This window comes from Brevundimonas sp. MEB006b, from assembly GCF_030209705.1.
Classification (GTDB): domain Bacteria; phylum Pseudomonadota; class Alphaproteobacteria; order Caulobacterales; family Caulobacteraceae; genus Brevundimonas.
In genome coordinates, this window is the sequence record NZ_JARVRL010000008.1 from 60328 (window position 1) to 77184 (window position 16857).

Annotated in this window: 16 protein-coding genes; 8 read left to right on the top strand and 8 right to left on the bottom strand. The window is 68.1% G+C overall.

All coding sequences use genetic code 11. The features are described 5' to 3' along the window. Positions 1-37: 37 nt before the first annotated feature. Positions 38-1684: a M28 family metallopeptidase gene (locus tag QRN13_RS12650; RefSeq protein ID WP_284878160.1), complete on the top strand. Its 1647-nt coding sequence runs from the start codon at positions 38-40 to the stop codon at positions 1682-1684. Here QRN13_RS12650 and QRN13_RS12655 read toward each other — a convergent pair. Beyond that, entirely contained in the window at positions 1681-4002 is a 2322-nt protein-coding gene (locus QRN13_RS12655) for a sensor histidine kinase (protein WP_284878161.1), read from the bottom strand. The genes QRN13_RS12650 and QRN13_RS12655 overlap by 4 nt on opposite strands. Before the next feature lie 130 nt (positions 4003-4132). On the opposite strand from QRN13_RS12655, the gene QRN13_RS12660 reads away from it, so the two are divergent. Then, entirely contained in the window at positions 4133-4531 is a 399-nt protein-coding gene (locus tag QRN13_RS12660) for a metallopeptidase family protein (protein WP_055808848.1), read from the top strand. A 7-nt stretch (positions 4532-4538) separates the two neighbouring features. On the opposite strand, the gene QRN13_RS12665 is transcribed toward QRN13_RS12660, so the two are convergent. Next, the gene (locus QRN13_RS12665; protein WP_066553965.1) at positions 4539-5234 is read right to left on the bottom strand and encodes a MarC family protein; all 696 of its coding nucleotides are present in this window, start codon (positions 5232-5234) and stop codon (positions 4539-4541) included. Positions 5235-5317: 83 nt separating this feature from the next. On the opposite strand from QRN13_RS12665, the gene pyrF reads away from it, so the two are divergent. Beyond that, the gene (gene pyrF / locus QRN13_RS12670) at positions 5318-6046 is read left to right on the top strand and encodes an orotidine-5'-phosphate decarboxylase (RefSeq protein WP_284878162.1); all 729 of its coding nucleotides are present in this window, start codon (positions 5318-5320) and stop codon (positions 6044-6046) included. Positions 6047-6094: 48 nt separating this feature from the next. On the opposite strand, the gene QRN13_RS12675 is transcribed toward pyrF, so the two are convergent. Together QRN13_RS12675 and QRN13_RS12680 are read right to left on the bottom strand one after the other, a co-directional pair. Then, the gene (locus QRN13_RS12675) at positions 6095-7237 is read right to left on the bottom strand and encodes a ribosomal eL19 family protein (RefSeq protein WP_284878163.1); all 1143 of its coding nucleotides are present in this window, start codon (positions 7235-7237) and stop codon (positions 6095-6097) included. A 98-nt stretch (positions 7238-7335) separates the two neighbouring features. After that, positions 7336-7593 carry a DUF1674 domain-containing protein gene (locus QRN13_RS12680; protein WP_284878164.1) on the bottom strand — a complete coding sequence of 86 codons (258 nt, stop codon included), beginning with the start codon at positions 7591-7593 and terminating at the stop codon, positions 7336-7338. Between the two features lie 86 nt (positions 7594-7679). Here QRN13_RS12680 and htpX point away from each other — a divergent pair, with 86 nt between their 5' ends. Both htpX and QRN13_RS12690 read left to right on the top strand, forming a co-directional pair. Continuing rightward, positions 7680-8645, top strand: a complete 966-nt coding sequence (htpX, locus tag QRN13_RS12685) for a zinc metalloprotease HtpX (protein ID WP_284878165.1) — start codon at positions 7680-7682, stop codon at positions 8643-8645. A 120-nt stretch (positions 8646-8765) separates the two neighbouring features. Then, positions 8766-10373, top strand: coding sequence for a M20/M25/M40 family metallo-hydrolase (locus QRN13_RS12690; RefSeq protein WP_284878166.1), 1608 nt, complete (start codon positions 8766-8768; stop codon positions 10371-10373). Between the two features lie 46 nt (positions 10374-10419). Here the strand turns inward: QRN13_RS12690 and QRN13_RS12695 are convergent, their stop codons facing one another. Further along, positions 10420-11595 (bottom strand): acetyl-CoA C-acetyltransferase, encoded by a 1176-nt coding sequence (locus tag QRN13_RS12695; RefSeq protein WP_284878167.1) that lies wholly within the window; start codon positions 11593-11595, stop codon positions 10420-10422. A 160-nt stretch (positions 11596-11755) separates the two neighbouring features. On the opposite strand from QRN13_RS12695, the gene trhA reads away from it, so the two are divergent. From trhA to QRN13_RS12710, 3 genes are all read left to right on the top strand, one after another. Then, positions 11756-12469 (top strand): PAQR family membrane homeostasis protein TrhA, encoded by a 714-nt coding sequence (trhA, locus tag QRN13_RS12700; RefSeq protein ID WP_284878168.1) that lies wholly within the window; start codon positions 11756-11758, stop codon positions 12467-12469. A gap of 91 nt (positions 12470-12560) precedes the next feature. Then, entirely contained in the window at positions 12561-13190 is a 630-nt protein-coding gene (phaR, locus tag QRN13_RS12705; RefSeq protein ID WP_284878169.1) for a polyhydroxyalkanoate synthesis repressor PhaR, read from the top strand. Continuing rightward, complete coding sequence (locus QRN13_RS12710; RefSeq protein ID WP_055808834.1) at positions 13187-13540, top strand: hypothetical protein; 354 nt, start codon at positions 13187-13189, stop codon at positions 13538-13540. The genes phaR and QRN13_RS12710 overlap by 4 nt, the downstream gene beginning before the upstream one ends. Before the next feature lie 200 nt (positions 13541-13740). Here QRN13_RS12710 and QRN13_RS12715 read toward each other — a convergent pair whose 3' ends face one another. The 3 genes from QRN13_RS12715 to QRN13_RS12725 all read right to left on the bottom strand — a co-directional run bounded on the left by QRN13_RS12715 (position 13741) and on the right by QRN13_RS12725 (position 16853). Then, positions 13741-14166, bottom strand: a complete 426-nt coding sequence (locus QRN13_RS12715; protein ID WP_284878170.1) for a hypothetical protein — start codon at positions 14164-14166, stop codon at positions 13741-13743. A gap of 84 nt (positions 14167-14250) precedes the next feature. After that, complete coding sequence (locus tag QRN13_RS12720) at positions 14251-15165, bottom strand: hydroxymethylglutaryl-CoA lyase (protein WP_284878171.1); 915 nt, start codon at positions 15163-15165, stop codon at positions 14251-14253. Next, a complete protein-coding gene (locus tag QRN13_RS12725) occupies positions 15165-16853 on the bottom strand; it encodes an ArnT family glycosyltransferase (RefSeq protein ID WP_284878172.1) in 1689 nt (562 codons plus the stop codon). The genes QRN13_RS12720 and QRN13_RS12725 overlap by 1 nt, the downstream gene beginning before the upstream one ends. Positions 16854-16857 lie beyond the last annotated feature (4 nt).

Consider the following 16857-nt stretch of genomic DNA (forward strand, 5'->3'; position numbering starts at 1 on the left):
GAAAGGCAGGGTCGCGCGGTTCGATCAGGAGTATCCGATGCGCCACGCACTCCCCGCTGTTTCCATCCTGGCCCTGATGATGGCCTGCTCGCCGGCCCTGGCGCAGGAGACGGCGCCGAACATCGACGCCGCGCGGATGAATGAGTCGGTTCGGGTTCTGGCGTCGGACGAATTCGAAGGCCGCGCCCCCGCCTCGGCCGGCGAGGAAAAGACCGTCGCCTGGTTGGTCGAACAGTTCAAGGCCGCAGGGGCCGAGGGCGGCGGGCCGGACGGCGCCTTCGTCCAGGTCGCTCATCTTTCGCGCACGCGCCAGGACGGTCCGGCGACCGTCGCCGCGACCGTTGGCGGCAAGACCATCAGCCTGGAGCGCGGTCCCGACGTTCTGGTGTCCAGCGACCGGCCGACCAACCACATCACGGTGACCGACGCGCCTGTGGTCTTCGTCGGCTACGGCGCGACGGCGCCCGAGCGCCAGTGGGACGATTTCAAGGACGTGGACGTGCGCGGCAAGGTCATCGTCGTCCTGGTCAACGATCCCGACTTCCAGGCGCCCGACGGCGACCCGGTCGCAGGCAAGTTCGACGGAAACGCCATGACCTTCTATGGCCGCTGGACCTACAAGTTCCAGGAGGCGGGTCGTCGTGGCGCGGCGGGCGTGCTGGTGGTGCATGAGACGGCCGGCGCCGGCTATCCCTGGTCCACGCTACAGAACTCATCGGCCGCGCCCAAGTTCGACATCGTGCGCGCCAACCCCGACGCCGAACGCGCAGCGTTCCAGGGCTGGATCCAGCGCGCCAAGGCGGAAGAGCTGTTCAGCGCCGCCGGCCTGGACTTCGCCGCCCTGAAGGACAGAGCGCGCAGCGCCGATTTCAAGCCCGTCGTCCTGCCCGGCCTGACGATGAGCGTCGATTTCGGCCAGATCGCAGACAAGGTGGAGACCAGGAACGTCATCGCCCGCATTCCCGGTTCGGAACGCCCGGACGAGACCGTCATGTATGGCGCCCATTGGGACGGCTACGGCGTCGGCACGCCGAACGCCCAAGGCGACAAGATCTATAATGCGGCGGTGGACAATGCGACCGGCGTCGCGGCCCTGCTGGAACTGGCCCACGCCTTCGCCGACGGTCCGCCTCCGAAACGATCGGTCGTCTTCGCCGCCTGGTCGGGAGAAGAGGCGGGCCTTCTGGGCTCGACCTATTACGCCGCCAATCCGGTCTGGCCGCTGGAGACAACGGTCGCCAACATCAACGTCGACAGCCTGCTGCCGGGCACGGAGATCGACCCCAACGTCGTCGTCATCGGCAAGGGCAAGAACCAGCTGGACGAGATTCTGGCGCGCCACGCGACCGAGACGGGCCGCACCCTGATCGCCGATCCGGCGCCCCAGGCCGGGGCCTTCTATCGTTCGGACCACTTCCCGCTGGCGCTGAAGGGCGTACCGGCCCTGTTCCCGGCGGCGGGCTTCACCGGCGCCAGCGCGGCCAGCCGCGACTACGTCCAGAACCGCTATCATCAGCCCACGGACGAATGGGATTCGACTTGGACGATGGACGCCGCCGCCGCCGATGTCGCCCTCATCTACGCGGTCGGTTGCGAGCTGGCGGACGGCGACCAATGGCCGGAATGGAACGCAGGCGCCGAGTTCGGCCCGGCGCGCGATACCTCGAAAGCGTCGCGGCGCTAGAGTTCCAGCTGAAGCTCGGGCGCGGCGGCGGTGGTCGCGGCGCCCAGCGGCAGATGCAGGATGAAGGCGGCGCCCTTGCCCGGCTCGCTTTCGACCTCGGCCCAGCCGCCGTGCAGTTCGACCAGGGCCTTGACCAGAGCCAGACCCACGCCGGGACCGCCGCGCTCGCGCCGCACGAAGCGGTCGAAGACGTGGGCCTGCAGGTGATAGGGGATTCCGCGCCCGGTGTCGGACACCGTCAGGCGGATTTCGGACGGGCCCGTCTCCGCCTTCAGCTCCACCGCCCCGCCTTCGGACACGGCGCGCGCCGCGTTCTCCAGCAGATGATCCAGCGCCTGGCCGATGCGGTGTTCGTCGGCGCGGATGGGTTTGAGATCGGCGGGACAGGACACGGTCAGGGTGGCGCCGCGTCCCTCGACCCGCGCCCGTACCTTTTCGGCCGCCTGGCTCAACAGGTCGCAGACCCTGAGGTCGCCCAGCGAAAGCTCCATCTCGCCGGCGTCGATCTGGGCCATGTCCAGCACGTCGTCGATGGAGCGAGCCAGTTGGCTGGCGGCGATGCGGATGGCGCCCGCGTGCTGGCGGCTGCGCTCGGGCAGATCGCCCATCGTCTCCAGCAGTTCGGAATAGCCGACGATGGTCGTCAGCGGCGTGCGCAGCTCATAGGAGACGCTACCCACGAACTCGCGCTTTAGCGCCTGGCTTTCGGCCAGGGCTTGTTCGCGCTGCACCAGCGCCTGCTCCAGCCCGCGTCGGGCCGTCACGTCCGAGAAGGCGACCAGGGTGGCGCCGTCCGGCAGGGGGCGGGTCTGCCAGGCGGCGACGCGACCGTCTACCGTCCGGCCCTCGCCGGAAATGGCGACGCGGCTTTCGGGGTCGGGATCGGCGACGCGCGCCTTCAGCCCCAGCCACAGGGCGGGATCGGGCAGCACGGCCTTGCACAGTTCGGCCAGGGCGTCGAAGTCCGAGGCCGTCGCGATCTTGTCCGTCGACAGGTTCCAGAAGGTCTCGAACGCCTCATTGTGCAACCGCAGTCGGCCGTCCGAACCGAACACCGCGACCGCGTCGTTCAGCTTGTCCAGCGTGGCGCGCTGGACCTGGATCTGGGCGTTGAAGCGGCTGCGCAGCTTCAGCTCGTCGGTGATGTCCGAGAAGATCAGCAGAATGCCGCCAAGCGGGTGCGGCTGGCGTACCACGCGCAAGGTGCGCCCGTCCGGCAGAGACCAGCTGTCGTCCGGCGAGGCCTCCGACGCGCCATAGAACTCAAGCTCGCGCGCCTTCCAGCCGGCGTAATCGACGACCTCGGGCAGGCTGCGACGCTGGCGCAGGCGATCCAGCAGCTCGGCATGGGTCGGACGTTCGTCCAGCCAGGCCGCGTCGATGTCGAACAGGGTCTGGAAGGCGGTGTTGTGGAAGGCCAGCCGCTTTTGCGGGCCGAAGATCGCCACGGCGTCGGCCAGGTGATTCAGGGTCTCGTCATGGGCATCGACGTGGCGGCGCAGGGTGTCGCGCGTCTCTTCCGCCTCGGTCACCTCGATGGCGAAGGCGGTGACGGCGCCGCCGCCCGCCGGCTCGGCGATGATGCGCCAAGCGCGCCGTGCGCCGCCGCCGGTCGTCCAGCGGAAGCCCTCCTGGCGCACGCCCAGCCGCGCGGCCTCGGCGACCAGGGCGTCGGCGCCGCGGTCGAATGACACGCCCTTTTCGACGGCGTCGTCGATGCTCTCGGCACTGGTCTCGTTCAGCCAGGCGCGGTTGGCCCAGGCCAGCTTGCCGGTCCCGTCCACGACCCAGGTCGGGGTCGGCGAGGCGTCGCCCAACAGGGCCAGGCCGCTTTCGGTCGCATCCGCCCCGGTCAGGGTGAAGCGCGAGGCGGGGGACAGCCGTAGCCAGGCGGAACCGCCCGCAACCCGGCCCTCGATTCGCCAGGGCTCCACATCGTCCAGCGCGACCAGACCTTCGAACGCCTGACCTTCGTGAACCAGAGCGTCGATCAAGGCGCCGTGGGTGATCCGGAGCTTGTTCAGGACGGCGGCCCCGGCCTCGGCGTCTTCACTCGCCAGCCGCGCGATCAGTTCGGCCGAACCGATCGGCAGACCGGCGGCCTGCCCGTCCGGCGTCAGGGCCAGGCTGACATCGTCGAAGGCGCGCAACATGGCGTCATGGCGGCTGAGGTCGGCCAAGGCCTCGACCCGCTCGCGCTCGGCGGCGACGGCGGTCTCATGCAACCGCCCACGCAGCAGCAAGGCCCAGGCGCTGACGGCCATGGCCAGTCCGGCTGCGCCCGCTGTGGCGACATAGGCGATGTCGGCCTCGGCCATTCGTGTCCCTGGAGAAGAGTCTCAGCCCCGATTCGCTAACCATACTCCAAGCGCGCGAAAAAGCGGCAGTCTCGTAATCGCGGCATCGCGCCCCGTTGCGGCAGAGCGTCGGGGCGGCGATATCGCGGGCATGACCGACCCGATCGCCCCCTCCCTCGACGACTTCGCCCGCCTGGCGCAAGAGGCGTTCGACGCCCTGCCCGGACCGTTCAAACAGGCGGCGGGCGAGGTGGTCATCCGCATCGACGACTTCGCCGACGAGGCGACTCTGGCGGAGATGGAGATCGAGGATCCGTTCGAGCTGACGGGCCTGTACCATGGCGTGGACATCGGCCGGCGCGACAGCCTGGGCCCGGCGGCCGAGCCGTCGCGCGTCTTCCTCTATCGCCGCCCTATCCTGGATGAATGGTGCGAACGCGGCGACGTGGGGATCGGCGAACTTATCGCCCACGTCCTGATCCACGAGATCGGCCACCACCTCGGCCTGACCGATGACGACATCCACGCCATCGAGGACGACGCCGACTGAACCCGGCCTATTTCGCCGCCGGATAAGGCGTCGTCACTGCGCCGGAGATCATGCCGGGGATGGCCTCGCCCAGGCCCAGCAGGATGAACTGGATCGCCAGGGCGCACAGGATCAGGCCCAGCACCTTAACGATGATCGCCATGCCGACCTCGCCCAGCAGGCGGCTGAGCGACCCGGTCAGGGCGAAACAGACGAAGGAGACGGCGCAGGCCGCCGCGATCGCGACCAGCGAGCCCATGGTCCCAGCGTAGCCCAGCTTGGCCGCCTCCCCCGCCTGGATGATGACCGCCGAAATGGCGCCGGGGCCGATCATCAACGGAATGGCGAAGGGCACGACCAGACGCTGGAAACGCCTGCGGGCATAGCCGCGCACGTCCTTGGAATCGGCCAGCGCATCCTTGTCGGCGAACATGGCCAGGAAGTCGCCGCGCGCCATGTCCAGACCCAGGAACAGCAGCAATATGCCGCCCGCGATGCGAAACGCCGCCAGCGAAATGCCAAAGAACTGCAACAGGCCCAGGCCCGTGAACAGGAAGAAGGCCAGAAAGACGGCGGCGAAGGCGCAGATCAGGGCCGAGACCGAAATCCGCTGGCGCAAAGTCGCCCCGGCCGTCGCGGCGGCGAAGATCGGCAGATTGCCGATCGGGTCCAGCAGGGCGAACAGGGTCACGAACAGGTTGACACCCAAATCGACTGCGTTCATCGCCTGCCCTCGCCCTCAATCCATCACGCCGCCCTGCCGACGCGCCCTCGTGTCCGGCATAGCCGCTCAGCGCGAGTCCGTCGATGACCGATCCCCAAACCTCCTCCGATCGCGCGCCCGACGAGCGGATCATCTGCGCCCTGGATGTGCCGACGACGGCTGAGGCGGCCGCTCTGGCCGAGCGGATCGGCGATGCGATCGGCTTCTACAAGGTTGGACTGCAACTGTTCGCGGTCGACGGCATGGCGCTGGCGCGGGAACTGAAGGCGCAGGGGCGAAAAATCTTTCTGGACTGGAAGCTGCACGACATCGGCGCGACCGTGGAGAAGGCGACGGCCAATCTGGCGGGCACCGACTGCGACCTGCTGACGGTCCATGCGCGGCCCCAGGTCATGGCGGCGGCGGCGCGCGGCGCGGCGGGATCGAAGATGAAGGTGCTGGGGGTTACGGTCCTGACCAGCCTGACGGCCGACGATTTGGCCGCCGACGACCACAGCCTGTCGCCGGCCGATCTGGTCGAACGGCGCGTGCGGCAGGCGCTGGAGGCCGGGATCGACGGCGTCGTCTCCAGCCCGCATGAGGCGGCGCGTGCCCGGGCTCTGGCGGTCGAGGCGGGCCGGCCCGACTTTCTGATCGTCACGCCCGGCGTACGACCGGTCGGCGCCGCGCTGGACGACCAGGCGCGAGCGGCGACGCCACAGGCGGCCCTTCAGGCCGGCGCGACCCATCTAGTCATCGGTCGGCCGATCACGGCTTCGAGCGATCCGCGCGCGGCGGCGCAAGAGATCGCACAGCAGATCGCCCTGATCTGAGACAGACCAGGGCGACCGTTCGTCTTCAGTTATTCCAGCGCGAAGCGATCAGCCGCGCTCGCCCGGCTCCTGGGCGTAGCCGTGACGCGGCGGGGCGTGCGGCGCAGGCGCCTCGGGCGGCGGCAGATCGCCGTAGTAGCCCGACGGCGGCGGGGGGGGCGGAGGCGGCGGGGCGGTGTTCACTTCCGGCGGCGCGACATAGACCTGGGCCGGGGCCACATTGACCGGTGCGGACTGCACATATACCGGCGACTGATCGACATAGACCGGGCCGCCGACCTCGACCTGGGCGGGCGCGACATTGACCTGGGCCGGGGCGACCTGGATGTGTTGCGGGCCGATGTTGACGGGCGCCGACTGCACATAGACCGGGGCCTGATCGACGTAGACGGGCGGGCCGACATCGACCTGGGCCGGGGCCAGGTTCACCTGCGACGGAGCCACCTGAACGCGCTGCGGCCCGATGTTCACCGGCGGCGCCTGCACATAGATGGGCGGCTGTTCGATATAGGTGGGCGGTCCCATCTCGATCTGGGGCGGGGCCATGCTGACCTGCGAAGGCGCGACATAGATGCGCTGCGGCGCGATCTGGACGGGCGGCGCCTGGACATAGACCGGCGGCTGATCGACGTAGCTCTGCTCGTAACGGTGTTCGTAGCGTTGTTCGTAGCGAACCGGCGGGCGAACGGGCGGACGGCAGTTGCAGTCGACCGGACGTCCCGGATACGGACGCCAGCCGATGTAGTCACGGCCGAACCCATAGACCGGATAGCCGACTGGAGCGCTGACCGGCGGGCGACCGACCAGAACCGAGGTCGCACTGACGCCGCCGACATAGCCGCCGCCGTAATAGCCGTCCGAATAGCCGCCGCTTCCGACGTAGGTCGTGCCGCCGCCGACATAGCCGCGCTGGAAGCTGGACGAACTGGAATAGGACCGGGCGCTGCTCGCCGAATAGCTGGAGGCGCTCGCATAGGCGTTGGCGTTGGCATTGGCGTAAGCGCCGCCGTTCACATTCACATTAACGTTGTGATTGGCGTTGTAATTGCCGCCGCCGCCGCATCCCCCGCCGCAGCCGCCGCCGGGATGGCCGCCACCATAACCCCCGTGACCGGGACCACCGGCCAGAGCGGGCGCTGCGGAGAGCAGCAGAGCCGCCGACGCGGCGGTAAGTATCGACTGTATCGTCACGGGACAGACTCCTCTGAGTTGTCCCGTGACTGGCAAGTCCGGCGCCTGTTTCTTAAGGCGTGGTTAACCTTTGCGCCCGTCGCAGCAGGCTCGGCGGGTCAGAAATCGACCGCCAGCCCCTTCTTCTCCCAGTCGCCGAAACGGGTCGGTTCGGGACCGGTCGGACCGCCGTATTCCGTGTCCGCCTGAACGGTCGTTTCCGCCGCGCGACGATCCGCCGCTTCCTGAAGCGCGCGGCGCGCGGCCTCGCTGAGCGGCCGTTCAGGCGTGGCGTGGGGCACGTCGGCATTGAAAACCGGCGCCGCAACCGGCGTTTCTTCAGCGTCATTCGGCGTGAGGGTGGGATGTTCGGTCACAGGGCGGCTCCCTTGAGGCTTGATGCGCCTTCTCTCAAATAGAGGTTCAAGCCCGTGACGCCAGACGGATCGGGAATGGAACCGCGATGAACCATCTGAAGACCTTCATTCTGTTGGCGGCGATGACGGCCCTGTTCGCAGGGGTCGGCTATCTGATCGGCGGCGCGACCGGCATGGCGATCGCACTGCTGTTCGCGGGCGGGATGAATCTGTTCAGCTACTGGAACGCCGACAAGATCGTGCTGAAGATGTACCGGGCCCAGCCGGTCGATGAGCAGCACCCCAACGCCGTGGTCAGGAATTATGTCGCCGACGTGCGTCAGATGGCCCGCGACGCCGGCCTGCCCCAGCCGCAGGTCGCCATCATCCCCAATGATCAGCCCAACGCCTTCGCCACGGGCCGAAACCCCGAGAACGCCGCCGTCTGCGCCACCACCGGCCTGCTGGACATGCTGACGCGCGAGGAGGTGCGCGGGGTGATGGCGCATGAGCTGGCCCATGTGAAGAACCGCGACACCCTGATCATGACGGTGACCGCGACCATCGCCGGCGCCATCGCGGCGCTCGCCAACTTCGCCCTGTTCTTCGGCGGCAACGACCGCGAGCGGCCGGGCGGCATCATCGGCACGATCGCCCTGATGCTGCTGGCGCCGATGGCCGCCGGTCTGGTGCAGATGGCCATCAGCCGGGGCCGCGAATATGAGGCCGACCGCGTCGGCGCCGAGATTGCCGGCGATCCCCAGGCCCTGGCTTCGGCCCTGCAGAAGATCGACGCCTACGCGAGGCGGATCACCAATCAGACGGCCGAGCGCAATCCGGCCTCGGGTCAGATGTTCATCATCAATCCGCTGGCGGGCCGCGGCGCGGACAATCTGTTTTCGACCCATCCGGCGACGGGAAACCGCGTCCGGGCCTTGATGGAGCTGGGCGCGAAGATGGGCATGCAGCCGCGGGCCCGAACGCCGGACCTGACCCAGCCGCGACCGGCCGCTGGTTTCACGACCACCGGCGTCCCGACTACCCCGACGGAGCCGCGCGGCCCCTGGGGGTGACGATGCGGGTGAACATGGGGCTGATCGTCGCGGCCTGAACGCCGTTTGCGGTTTGCACTCCGCGACCGGATCACATCAGATGCGCCCCTGTTCAGCCATCGGGCTTTCTTGGGGAAATCCATGTCGCGTCTGCTCGCCTTCGTCTCCGCCGCCGCTCTTCTCGCCACGCCGGTCGCCGCCCAGTCGGTGGACCGCGTCGCCGTCAACGGCATCATCGATCAGGGGCTGAACCACAGCCAGGTGATGCAGACCGCCGCCTATCTGACCGACCGGATCGGTGGGCGAATGACCAACTCGCCCCAGATGCGCGAAGCCGAACGCTGGGCGCAGCAGCAGTTCCGCGACTACGGTCTGTCCGACGTGCGCGCCGAAGGGTTCGAGTTCGGCCGGGGCTGGTCCATCGTCCGCTCCAGCGCCCGCATGACCGCGCCGCGCCCGCTGGATCTGCGCGCCATCCCGGTGGCCTGGACGCCCTCGACCAATGGCGTGATCAGCGGCGGCGTGATCGTGGCCCCGATCTCCAAGGTCGAGGATTTCGACAAATGGCGCGGTAAGCTGTCGGGCAAGATCGTCATGCTGTCCCAGCCGGGCACGGGATCGGAGCCGACCGAGCCGGCCTTCCGCCGCTGGACCAGCGCCGAACTGGCCGAGCGCAACACCTATAATCAGCCTCAACATTCGCCGGCCGCCATCGAACGCTCGCTGAAGACCGTCAACTTCGCCAATCAGCTGGACGCCTTCCTGGCTGAACAAGGCGCCCTGGCCTGGGTGCGGATTTCCCAGCGTGACGGCGGCCTGCTGCACGGCACGGGCTACACCTATCAGGTGGGCGCCACGCCCAAGCTGGCGGGGATGGAGCTGGCGGCCGAGGACTATCGCCGTCTGGCGCGCCTCGCACTGACCGACGCGCCGCCGACGCTGGAGCTGATGAGCGAGGTCCGGTTCCACGACGAGGACGTCAACGCCTACAACATCCTGGCCGACATCCCCGGCACGGCGCGCGGAACCGAATACGTCATGGCGGGCGCCCATCTGGACAGTTGGGTCGCCTCGGACGGGGCTGTCGACAACGCCGCCGGCAGCGCGGTGGTCATGGAGGCCGCCCGCATCCTGAAGGCCCTGAACGTCAAGCCCAAGCGCACCATCCGTTTCGCCCTGTGGAACGGCGAAGAGCAAGGCATCCTGGGCTCGCTGGCCTATGTGGACCGGCATCTGGCGACGCGGGCTGCGTCGAACGATCCGGCGCTGGCGGGCCTGCCGGACAACCGCACCTGGCGCAGCCGCTGGCCGATCGAGCCGCGCGCCGGCTATCGCGATCTGGTCGCCTATTTCAATCTGGACAACGGCTCGGGCAAGATCCGCGGCATCAACGCCGAGGGCAATGTCGCCGCCGCCCCGATCTTCCAGGAATGGCTGGCGCCCTTCGCCAGCATGGGGGCGACGACGGTGTCGCTGCGCAACTCTGGCGGCACCGACCACGTCTATATGCAGACCGTCGGCGTGCCGGGATATCAGTTCATCCAGGACCCGCTCGACTATTCCAGCCGCCTGCACCACACCAGCATCGACAGCTATGACCACCTGAAGGCCGAGGACCTGCGTCAGGCGGCCGTCATCCTGGCCAGTTTCCTGCTGAACGCCGCCAACCGCGACGAACCCCTGCCCCGCATGCCGCTGCCGACCCAGCCCACGCCGAGCGATCCGTTCGAATATCCCGCGGCGGATTAAGATTTGAGGGGGCGAGGGAGACCTCGCCCCTTTTCTTCTTATCGGATCACGCGCGCTCGACGCACATCGCCACGCCCATGCCGCCGCCGATGCACAGGGTCGCCAGACCCTTCTTCGCGCCCGAGCGCTTCATCTCGAACAGAAGCGTCGTCAGGATGCGCGCGCCCGAGGCGCCGATGGGATGGCCGATGGCGATGGCGCCGCCGTTGACGTTGACCTTGGCTGGGTCGAGACCCAGTTCCTTGACCACGCACAGGCTCTGGGCGGCGAAGGCCTCGTTGGACTCTACCAGATCCAGATCGGAAACGTCCCAGCCCGCCTTCTCCAGCGCTTTCCTGGACGCCGGGATCGGGCCGGTCCCCATGATCGACGGATCGACGCCGGCGGTGGCGTAGGAGGCGATGCGGGCCAGAGGCTCCAGCCCGCGCGCCTTGGCCTCGTCGGCGCTCATCAGCACCAGGGCGGCGGCGCCGTCGTTCAGCCCGGATGCATTGGCGGCGGTGACGCTGCCGTCCTTGGTGAAGGCCGGTTTGAGCTTCTGCATCAGCTCCAGCGTCGCGCCGTGGCGGATGTATTCGTCCTTGTCGACCGTCACATCGCCCTTGCGGCCGGGGATGACGACCGGCGTGATCTCGTCATCGAACTTGCCGGCGTTCTGGGCCGCCTCGGCCTTGTGTTGGCTGGCCAGCCCGAACTCGTCCTGCGCCTCGCGGCTGATGGACCATTTTTCGGCGATGTTCTCGGCCGTCTGACCCATGTGATAGCCGTTGAAGGCGTCCCACAGACCGTCCTTGACCATGGTGTCGACCAGGGCGACGTCGCCCATCTTGTATCCGTTGCGAAGCTGTTGGGCATGCGGCGCCTGGCTCATGCTCTCCTGTCCGCCGGCGACAACGATCCTGGCGTCGCCCAAAGCGATCTGCTGGGCGGCGATGGCGACGGCGCGAAGGCCCGAGCCGCAGATCTGGTTCAGGCTCCAGGCGGCCGCTTCCTTTCGAACGCCCGCGCCAACGGCGGCTTGGCGCGCAGGGCCCTGACCCGCAGCGGCCTGCAGCACATGACCCAGGATCACCTCATCGACCTCGTCGCCGGAGACACCGGCCCGCTCCAGCGCCGCCTTGATGGCGATCTCGCCCAGCTTGGACGCCGGAAGCGACGACAGGGCGCCCAGGAAGGAGCCGACCGGGGTGCGCGCGGCGGAAACGATGACGACGTCGGTCATGGGATTTCACTCTTTGGAGAATAACTCGGCGTGACCGTTTTGCCGCATTGCAGCGCGTTCGTCACCTGCGACGACATGGACAGGGCGCGATTCAGCCAATCGTCACCCTGTCGGCGCATTGTCGGGGAACGATAGAGGCGATCGACGGATTGGAAGGTCCATGCTGCGCACGCTGAAACGTCTTGTCGCCCACGTCTGCACGCCGGACGAGCTGGACATGGTCGAGCACTATCCGACGCGCGCGGAAAAGCTGGCGGATCTGTGGGTCCATGTCGTCGGCCTGATGCTGGCGGCGGTCGGCGGCATCATCCTGGCGGGTCTGGCCGGGGTCTATGCGGGGATCGGCGGCGTGATGGCCACCGCCATCTACGCCCTGTGCCTCGTCGGCATGCTAACCGCCTCGACCATCTACAACTGGACCAACCCCTGCGCTGCGCGCCCGGTGCTACGGCGGCTGGACGAGGCGGCGATCTTCCTGATGATCGCTGGCAGCTATACCCCTTTCACGACCCAACGGTTCGAGGGTCTGTGGGCCATCGGCTTCACCACCCTGATCTGGACCCTGGCCTTCCTCGGCGCCGGGGTGAAGCTGTTCGCGCCGCGCATCTCGGACAAGTTCTGGAGCGGCGTCTATGTCGTCTTCGGCTGGCTGGCGGTCGCGGCCCTGAAGCCGATGGTCGAGACCGTCCATCCCGTCGCCCTGGCCCTGCTGGTCATCGGCGGCCTGATCTACACCGCCGGCGTCTTCGTCTTCATCAGCCCGCGCGTGAAGTTCCGTCGCGCCATCTGGCACGGGTTCGTCGTCACCGGAGCGACCGTGCATTGGACAGCCGTGTTGGTCGGCGTCGTGCTGGCCCCGGCCATGAGCCACTGATCGACCGTCCGTTCCCCGCGGTTTTCTCCCCCTCTGGCGCATCGCGTCGCAACGGAGGATAGTGACGCGTTGCAACATCGCGAGAACAAGCGTGGCTGACGAAAAGACCAAGGGTGGAAAGACCGGCGACAGCGCTCAGGTCGTCATCAAGAAGTATGCGAACCGCAGGCTCTACAACACGCGGACCAGCGCCTATGTGACGCTGGAAGATCTGGCGACCATGGTGCGCGAGGGCACGGAGTTCGTCGTCTATGACGCCAAGACCAACGACGACCTGACCCGCCAGATCCTGACCCAGATCATTTTCGAGGAAGAGAGCCGGGGCGAGGCCTTGCTGCCGGTTCAGTTCCTGCGCCAGCTGATCGGCTTCTACGGCGGTCAGATGCAGGGCGTCCTGCCCTCCTATCTGGAGATGTCCTTGGCCAACTTCGGTCGCCAGCAGGAGCAGTTCGCCAGTCAGATGGGCCGCGCCTTCGGCACTGGCGCGGGCGCGACGCTGATGGAGGACGCCGCGCGCGCCAATATGGCGATGTTCGAGCGCGCCATGCAGATGTTCCCGGCCTTCACCTACCCCCGCGCCGAGCCGACGCCCTCCGCCTCGGATGACAAGGCCGAGCCGGCCCCGCCGCCCGAGGCGCCTGACGCCTTGGACGAGATGCGTCGGCAGATGGACGAGATGCGTCGTCAGATCGAAAAGCTGGCGGGCGGCAAGAGCAAATGACCGACCGGATCCAGGCCGTCGGCGGACCGGACCGGGTGGATCGCCGCGAAGGCGAACGCCGCGAGCGCGAGCGGCGCGCCCGATCCGCCTCGCGCGCCCTGGTCCCCGTCGATGCGCCTGAGATCGTCGAGCCGCAACCAACCCCGGCAAGAGCTGCCGTCCTGCCGACGCCCGAGCCCGGCGCCGCCGCCTTCGTCGCCCAGCAGATGGGCCAGAGCGGGCAGAAACGCGGCCTGCGCGGAGGGCCGCCGGTGCTGGATGCAGCCCGATCCGCCTACCTTGGAGCCGAATATTCCGGCGCGGCCGAGCGTCGTCCGAAAACGGGCAAGACCGCCAAGACCGACATCTGAGCTGACGCCGCTCGGGCGGCACGGGGTTTGCTGGGGAGCAAGGCATAACGCTCTCAGCCGGACTCGCCCATGCCCGCCGTCTTCGCCCTCGCCGCCAAAGCCTTCGACGTCGCCGTCGTCGCCCTGATCTTCACGGCTTTTTCTTAAGGGCTATCGCGCTTCGCGCTACTTGAGCCCGTTGTTGGGGAGAGCCGTTCGGCTTACGCCCCGCCGAAATCGAAATCCTTGCGCGACGCGATGATGGTCACGATAAACCCGGCCAGGACATCCAGCAGGATCATGATCACGATCAGGAAGAAGGTCGAGGTCGCGAATCCCGGCAGCAGCAGGAACTCCACCAGCACGCCTACGAAAAGGATCATCGACAGGGCGTGATTGATGATGGCGATGCGCTGGCTGGAGGTGGACTTCACCAGCTCGAAGAACAGCAGGATCAAGCCGAGAAACAGGATCAGGTCGCCGGATCCGATCGTCCATTGCGCGCCCGAGGTCATCGTGACGGAAAACAGCGGGTCGCGCAGCAGCACGTCCGCCTGCACCATCCCCGCCCCGCTCGGCGCGCCGAACAGCACTACGATATTGTAGAACACTACCGGGATCAGCAGCAGCGGAATGGCGAGCAGCATGGACGGTCCTCTTCGCAGCCGGTCCAAACGGCTACGCCTGTTCACCTCGATTTAGCGCCGTTTGCGAAACGCCGCCACAAAGGTTCAGCGCTTGGGAAATCCGCCTGCCCGGCTGAGCGCCGACGGCGCCGGCCGGCCGATGGCCTCGCCGATCCAGCGCGCCGTCGCGATCAGGGCGTCCAGATCATAGCCGGTCTCATATCCGCCCCGCGCCAGCATATAGACCAGATCCTCGGTGGCGATGTTTCCCGTGGCGCCCGGCGCGAACGGACAGCCGCCGATCCCTCCGACCGAGGCGTCCAGCACGTCGATCCCGGCCTCGACGCCGGCATAGGCGTTGGCCAGGCCGGTATTGCGGGTGTCGTGGAAATGCAGGCGCAGGGTCGCATTCGGCGCGGCCGCCTTGGCCGCCTCGACCTTTCTCGTCACCGCCCAGGGATCGCCCGCGCCGATGGTGTCGGCCAGACCGATTTCGCCCACGCCCATATCGGCGATGGCGCCGACCATGTCCGCGACCTGATCGACCGACACCTCGCCGTCGAATGGACAACCCCAGACGCAAGAGATCATGGCCGACAGCGACGGCGCGCACTCGCTGGCCTCGGCGTTGTGGCGGCGGGCGACGATCTCGCCCAGCATGGCCAGTTGATCCTTCACCGCCAGGCCCTGGTTCTTCAGGCCAAAGCCGTCGGTGGCGGCGACCGAGACATTGACCTCGTCCACCCCGGTCGCCAGCGCCCGGTCATAGCCCTTGCCGTTCAACACCAGGCCGATGCGGCTGCGGCCCGCCTCGTGAGCCAGGGCGGCCATGACCTCCTCGGCGCCGGCCATCTGCGGCACATATTTGGGGTGGACGAAGGAGACGGCCTCGATCCGCTTCGCCCCCGCCTGCTCGAGCCGCCGCACCAGATCGGCGCGGACGGCGGGCTCAAGCACCGCCTTTTCGTTCTGCAGCCCGTCACGCGGCCCGACTTCGACGATCTGGATGAAGCGGCCCATTACTCGGCTCCCGCTGCGGCGTTCCCGTTCCCGCTTCGGGGCGGCGGCGCATAGACGGTCAGGCTGACCGGATCGCCCGCCGAATAGTTGTAGCCGTTGACCGTCCCGACCGCGCGACCGGACACGCCCAGACGCGCCGCCGCCGCACGGAAGGCGTCGGCGTCGCGTCCCTCGACGATGGCGGGCCGCCCCTCGGCCAGGGCCTCAGCCGCGCCTTGGGCGTCGGTCAGGTCGGTGTCGCGTCCGGTCAGGAAGACGAAGCTGGGTTCATGGAAGCCGGTGATCGCCACGGGCCCCGGCGTGCGCCCCTGACGCGGGTGCAGGTCCGCCGCCTCCAGCGCCTTTTCCAGCTGAGGCGCGATGGCCAGGGGCCGCAGTTGGCGGATGGTGCCCGACAGAGCCGCGTGCGCCACGATCCCGAAGGCCAGCGAAGCGACCAGCGCTGCGACCGGCGCGCGGTTCAGCAGCAGGAAGCCCCCCATCGCCCCTGCCGCCAGCGCCATGACCACCGTCAGCGCCGCCCAGGTCTGGGCCGTCGAGGTGCCATAGACCGTCAGCCCATAGACGGTGATGCCGATGATCAGCAGAGCCGCGAACGCGCCCAGCACCGCGCCGGTGATGCGCGAGACCTTGCCGATGGGTTGGGCCAGGGCCGCGGCCGCCAACAGGGCCAGCGCTCCGAAGGTCGGCAGGGTGTAGTGCCACAGCTTGGTCGGCGCCAGTTCGAACATCAGCCAGCCTGGGACCAGCCAGCAGACCAGGAACCGGATCGCCGGCTCGGCGCGCCGGCTCCAGCCCGTCGAGACGGCGGCGGGCAAGAGCAGGGTCGAAGGGAAGAACAGCAGGGGCGCCAGCAGCAGATACATGCCGGGGAAGCCCGAATGGCTTTCGTGCGCGCCGGCGATCTTGGGCGCCAGGTCCCCGCCGATGGCCTCGCGCCAGAAACCGCCGTCGGTGGCGATGGTGATGGCGATCGCCCACGGTCCGACCATCAGGGCGACCAGCGGCAGGCCCCAACCCCAGCCGAGGCGATACAGCCATTTTATGTTCCGATCCCAGATCGACAGGGCGATGATCGCCAAGGCCACGACCAGGAACCCGATCGGTCCCTTGATCAGGATCGACAGACCGATCCCGATCCAGAACAGCAGCTTATGCGGCCGTATCGGTCGTTCGCCCGCCTTCGTCGCCATATAGATGCGCGCCAGCGCCGCCATGGCCAGGGTCGTCGCGCCGCACAGCATGGCGTCGGTCTTGGCGATCCCCGCCTCGGTCGACAGCAGGAAGGTCGCCCCCATGATGGCCCCGCCGAAGAAGCCGACCCGCCCGCCCAGCATGGCCGAGCCGGCCCAGGCCACGGCCCAGGCCGCCAGCATGGCGCCCAGCAGGGAGGGGATGCGATAGGGCGCGATTTCGCGGTCCTCGACATCCGAGGTCAGACCCACGGCGAGCGCCTGCATCCAGTAGATGCCGACCGGCTTCTTCCAACGCGGCTCGTCCTGATAGCGGATGTCGACATAGTCGCCGCTTTCCAGCATCTGGGACGTGGCCTGGGCGAACCGGCTCTCGTCGCGATCCAGCGGCGGCAGCAGCAGCAGGCCCGGCAGGCCGGCGATCAGCGTCAGCAGGGCCGCGAGAACCGGCCCGCGCCAGCCGGCGATGCGGCCATCCAGATCGAAAGTCTTCATTCCA

Bases quoted from the DNA above. Each gene is read 5' to 3' on its own strand.
- QRN13_RS12650 (WP_284878160.1), top strand. From the start codon at position 38: ATGCGCCACGCACTCCCCGCTGTTTCCATCCTGGCCCTGATGATGGCC.
- QRN13_RS12655 (WP_284878161.1), bottom strand. From the start codon at position 4,002: ATGGCCGAGGCCGACATCGCCTATGTCGCCACAGCGGGCGCAGCCGGA.
- QRN13_RS12660 (WP_055808848.1), top strand. From the start codon at position 4,133: ATGACCGACCCGATCGCCCCCTCCCTCGACGACTTCGCCCGCCTGGCG.
- QRN13_RS12665 (WP_066553965.1), bottom strand. From the start codon at position 5,234: ATGAACGCAGTCGATTTGGGTGTCAACCTGTTCGTGACCCTGTTCGCC.
- pyrF (WP_284878162.1), top strand. From the start codon at position 5,318: ATGACCGATCCCCAAACCTCCTCCGATCGCGCGCCCGACGAGCGGATC.
- htpX (WP_284878165.1), top strand. From the start codon at position 7,680: ATGAACCATCTGAAGACCTTCATTCTGTTGGCGGCGATGACGGCCCTG.
- QRN13_RS12690 (WP_284878166.1), top strand. From the start codon at position 8,766: ATGTCGCGTCTGCTCGCCTTCGTCTCCGCCGCCGCTCTTCTCGCCACG.
- QRN13_RS12695 (WP_284878167.1), bottom strand. From the start codon at position 11,595: ATGACCGACGTCGTCATCGTTTCCGCCGCGCGCACCCCGGTCGGCTCC.
- trhA (WP_284878168.1), top strand. From the start codon at position 11,756: ATGCTGCGCACGCTGAAACGTCTTGTCGCCCACGTCTGCACGCCGGAC.
- QRN13_RS12710 (WP_055808834.1), top strand. From the start codon at position 13,187: ATGACCGACCGGATCCAGGCCGTCGGCGGACCGGACCGGGTGGATCGC.
- QRN13_RS12715 (WP_284878170.1), bottom strand. From the start codon at position 14,166: ATGCTGCTCGCCATTCCGCTGCTGCTGATCCCGGTAGTGTTCTACAAT.
- QRN13_RS12720 (WP_284878171.1), bottom strand. From the start codon at position 15,165: ATGGGCCGCTTCATCCAGATCGTCGAAGTCGGGCCGCGTGACGGGCTG.
- QRN13_RS12725 (WP_284878172.1), bottom strand. From the start codon at position 16,853: ATGAAGACTTTCGATCTGGATGGCCGCATCGCCGGCTGGCGCGGGCCG.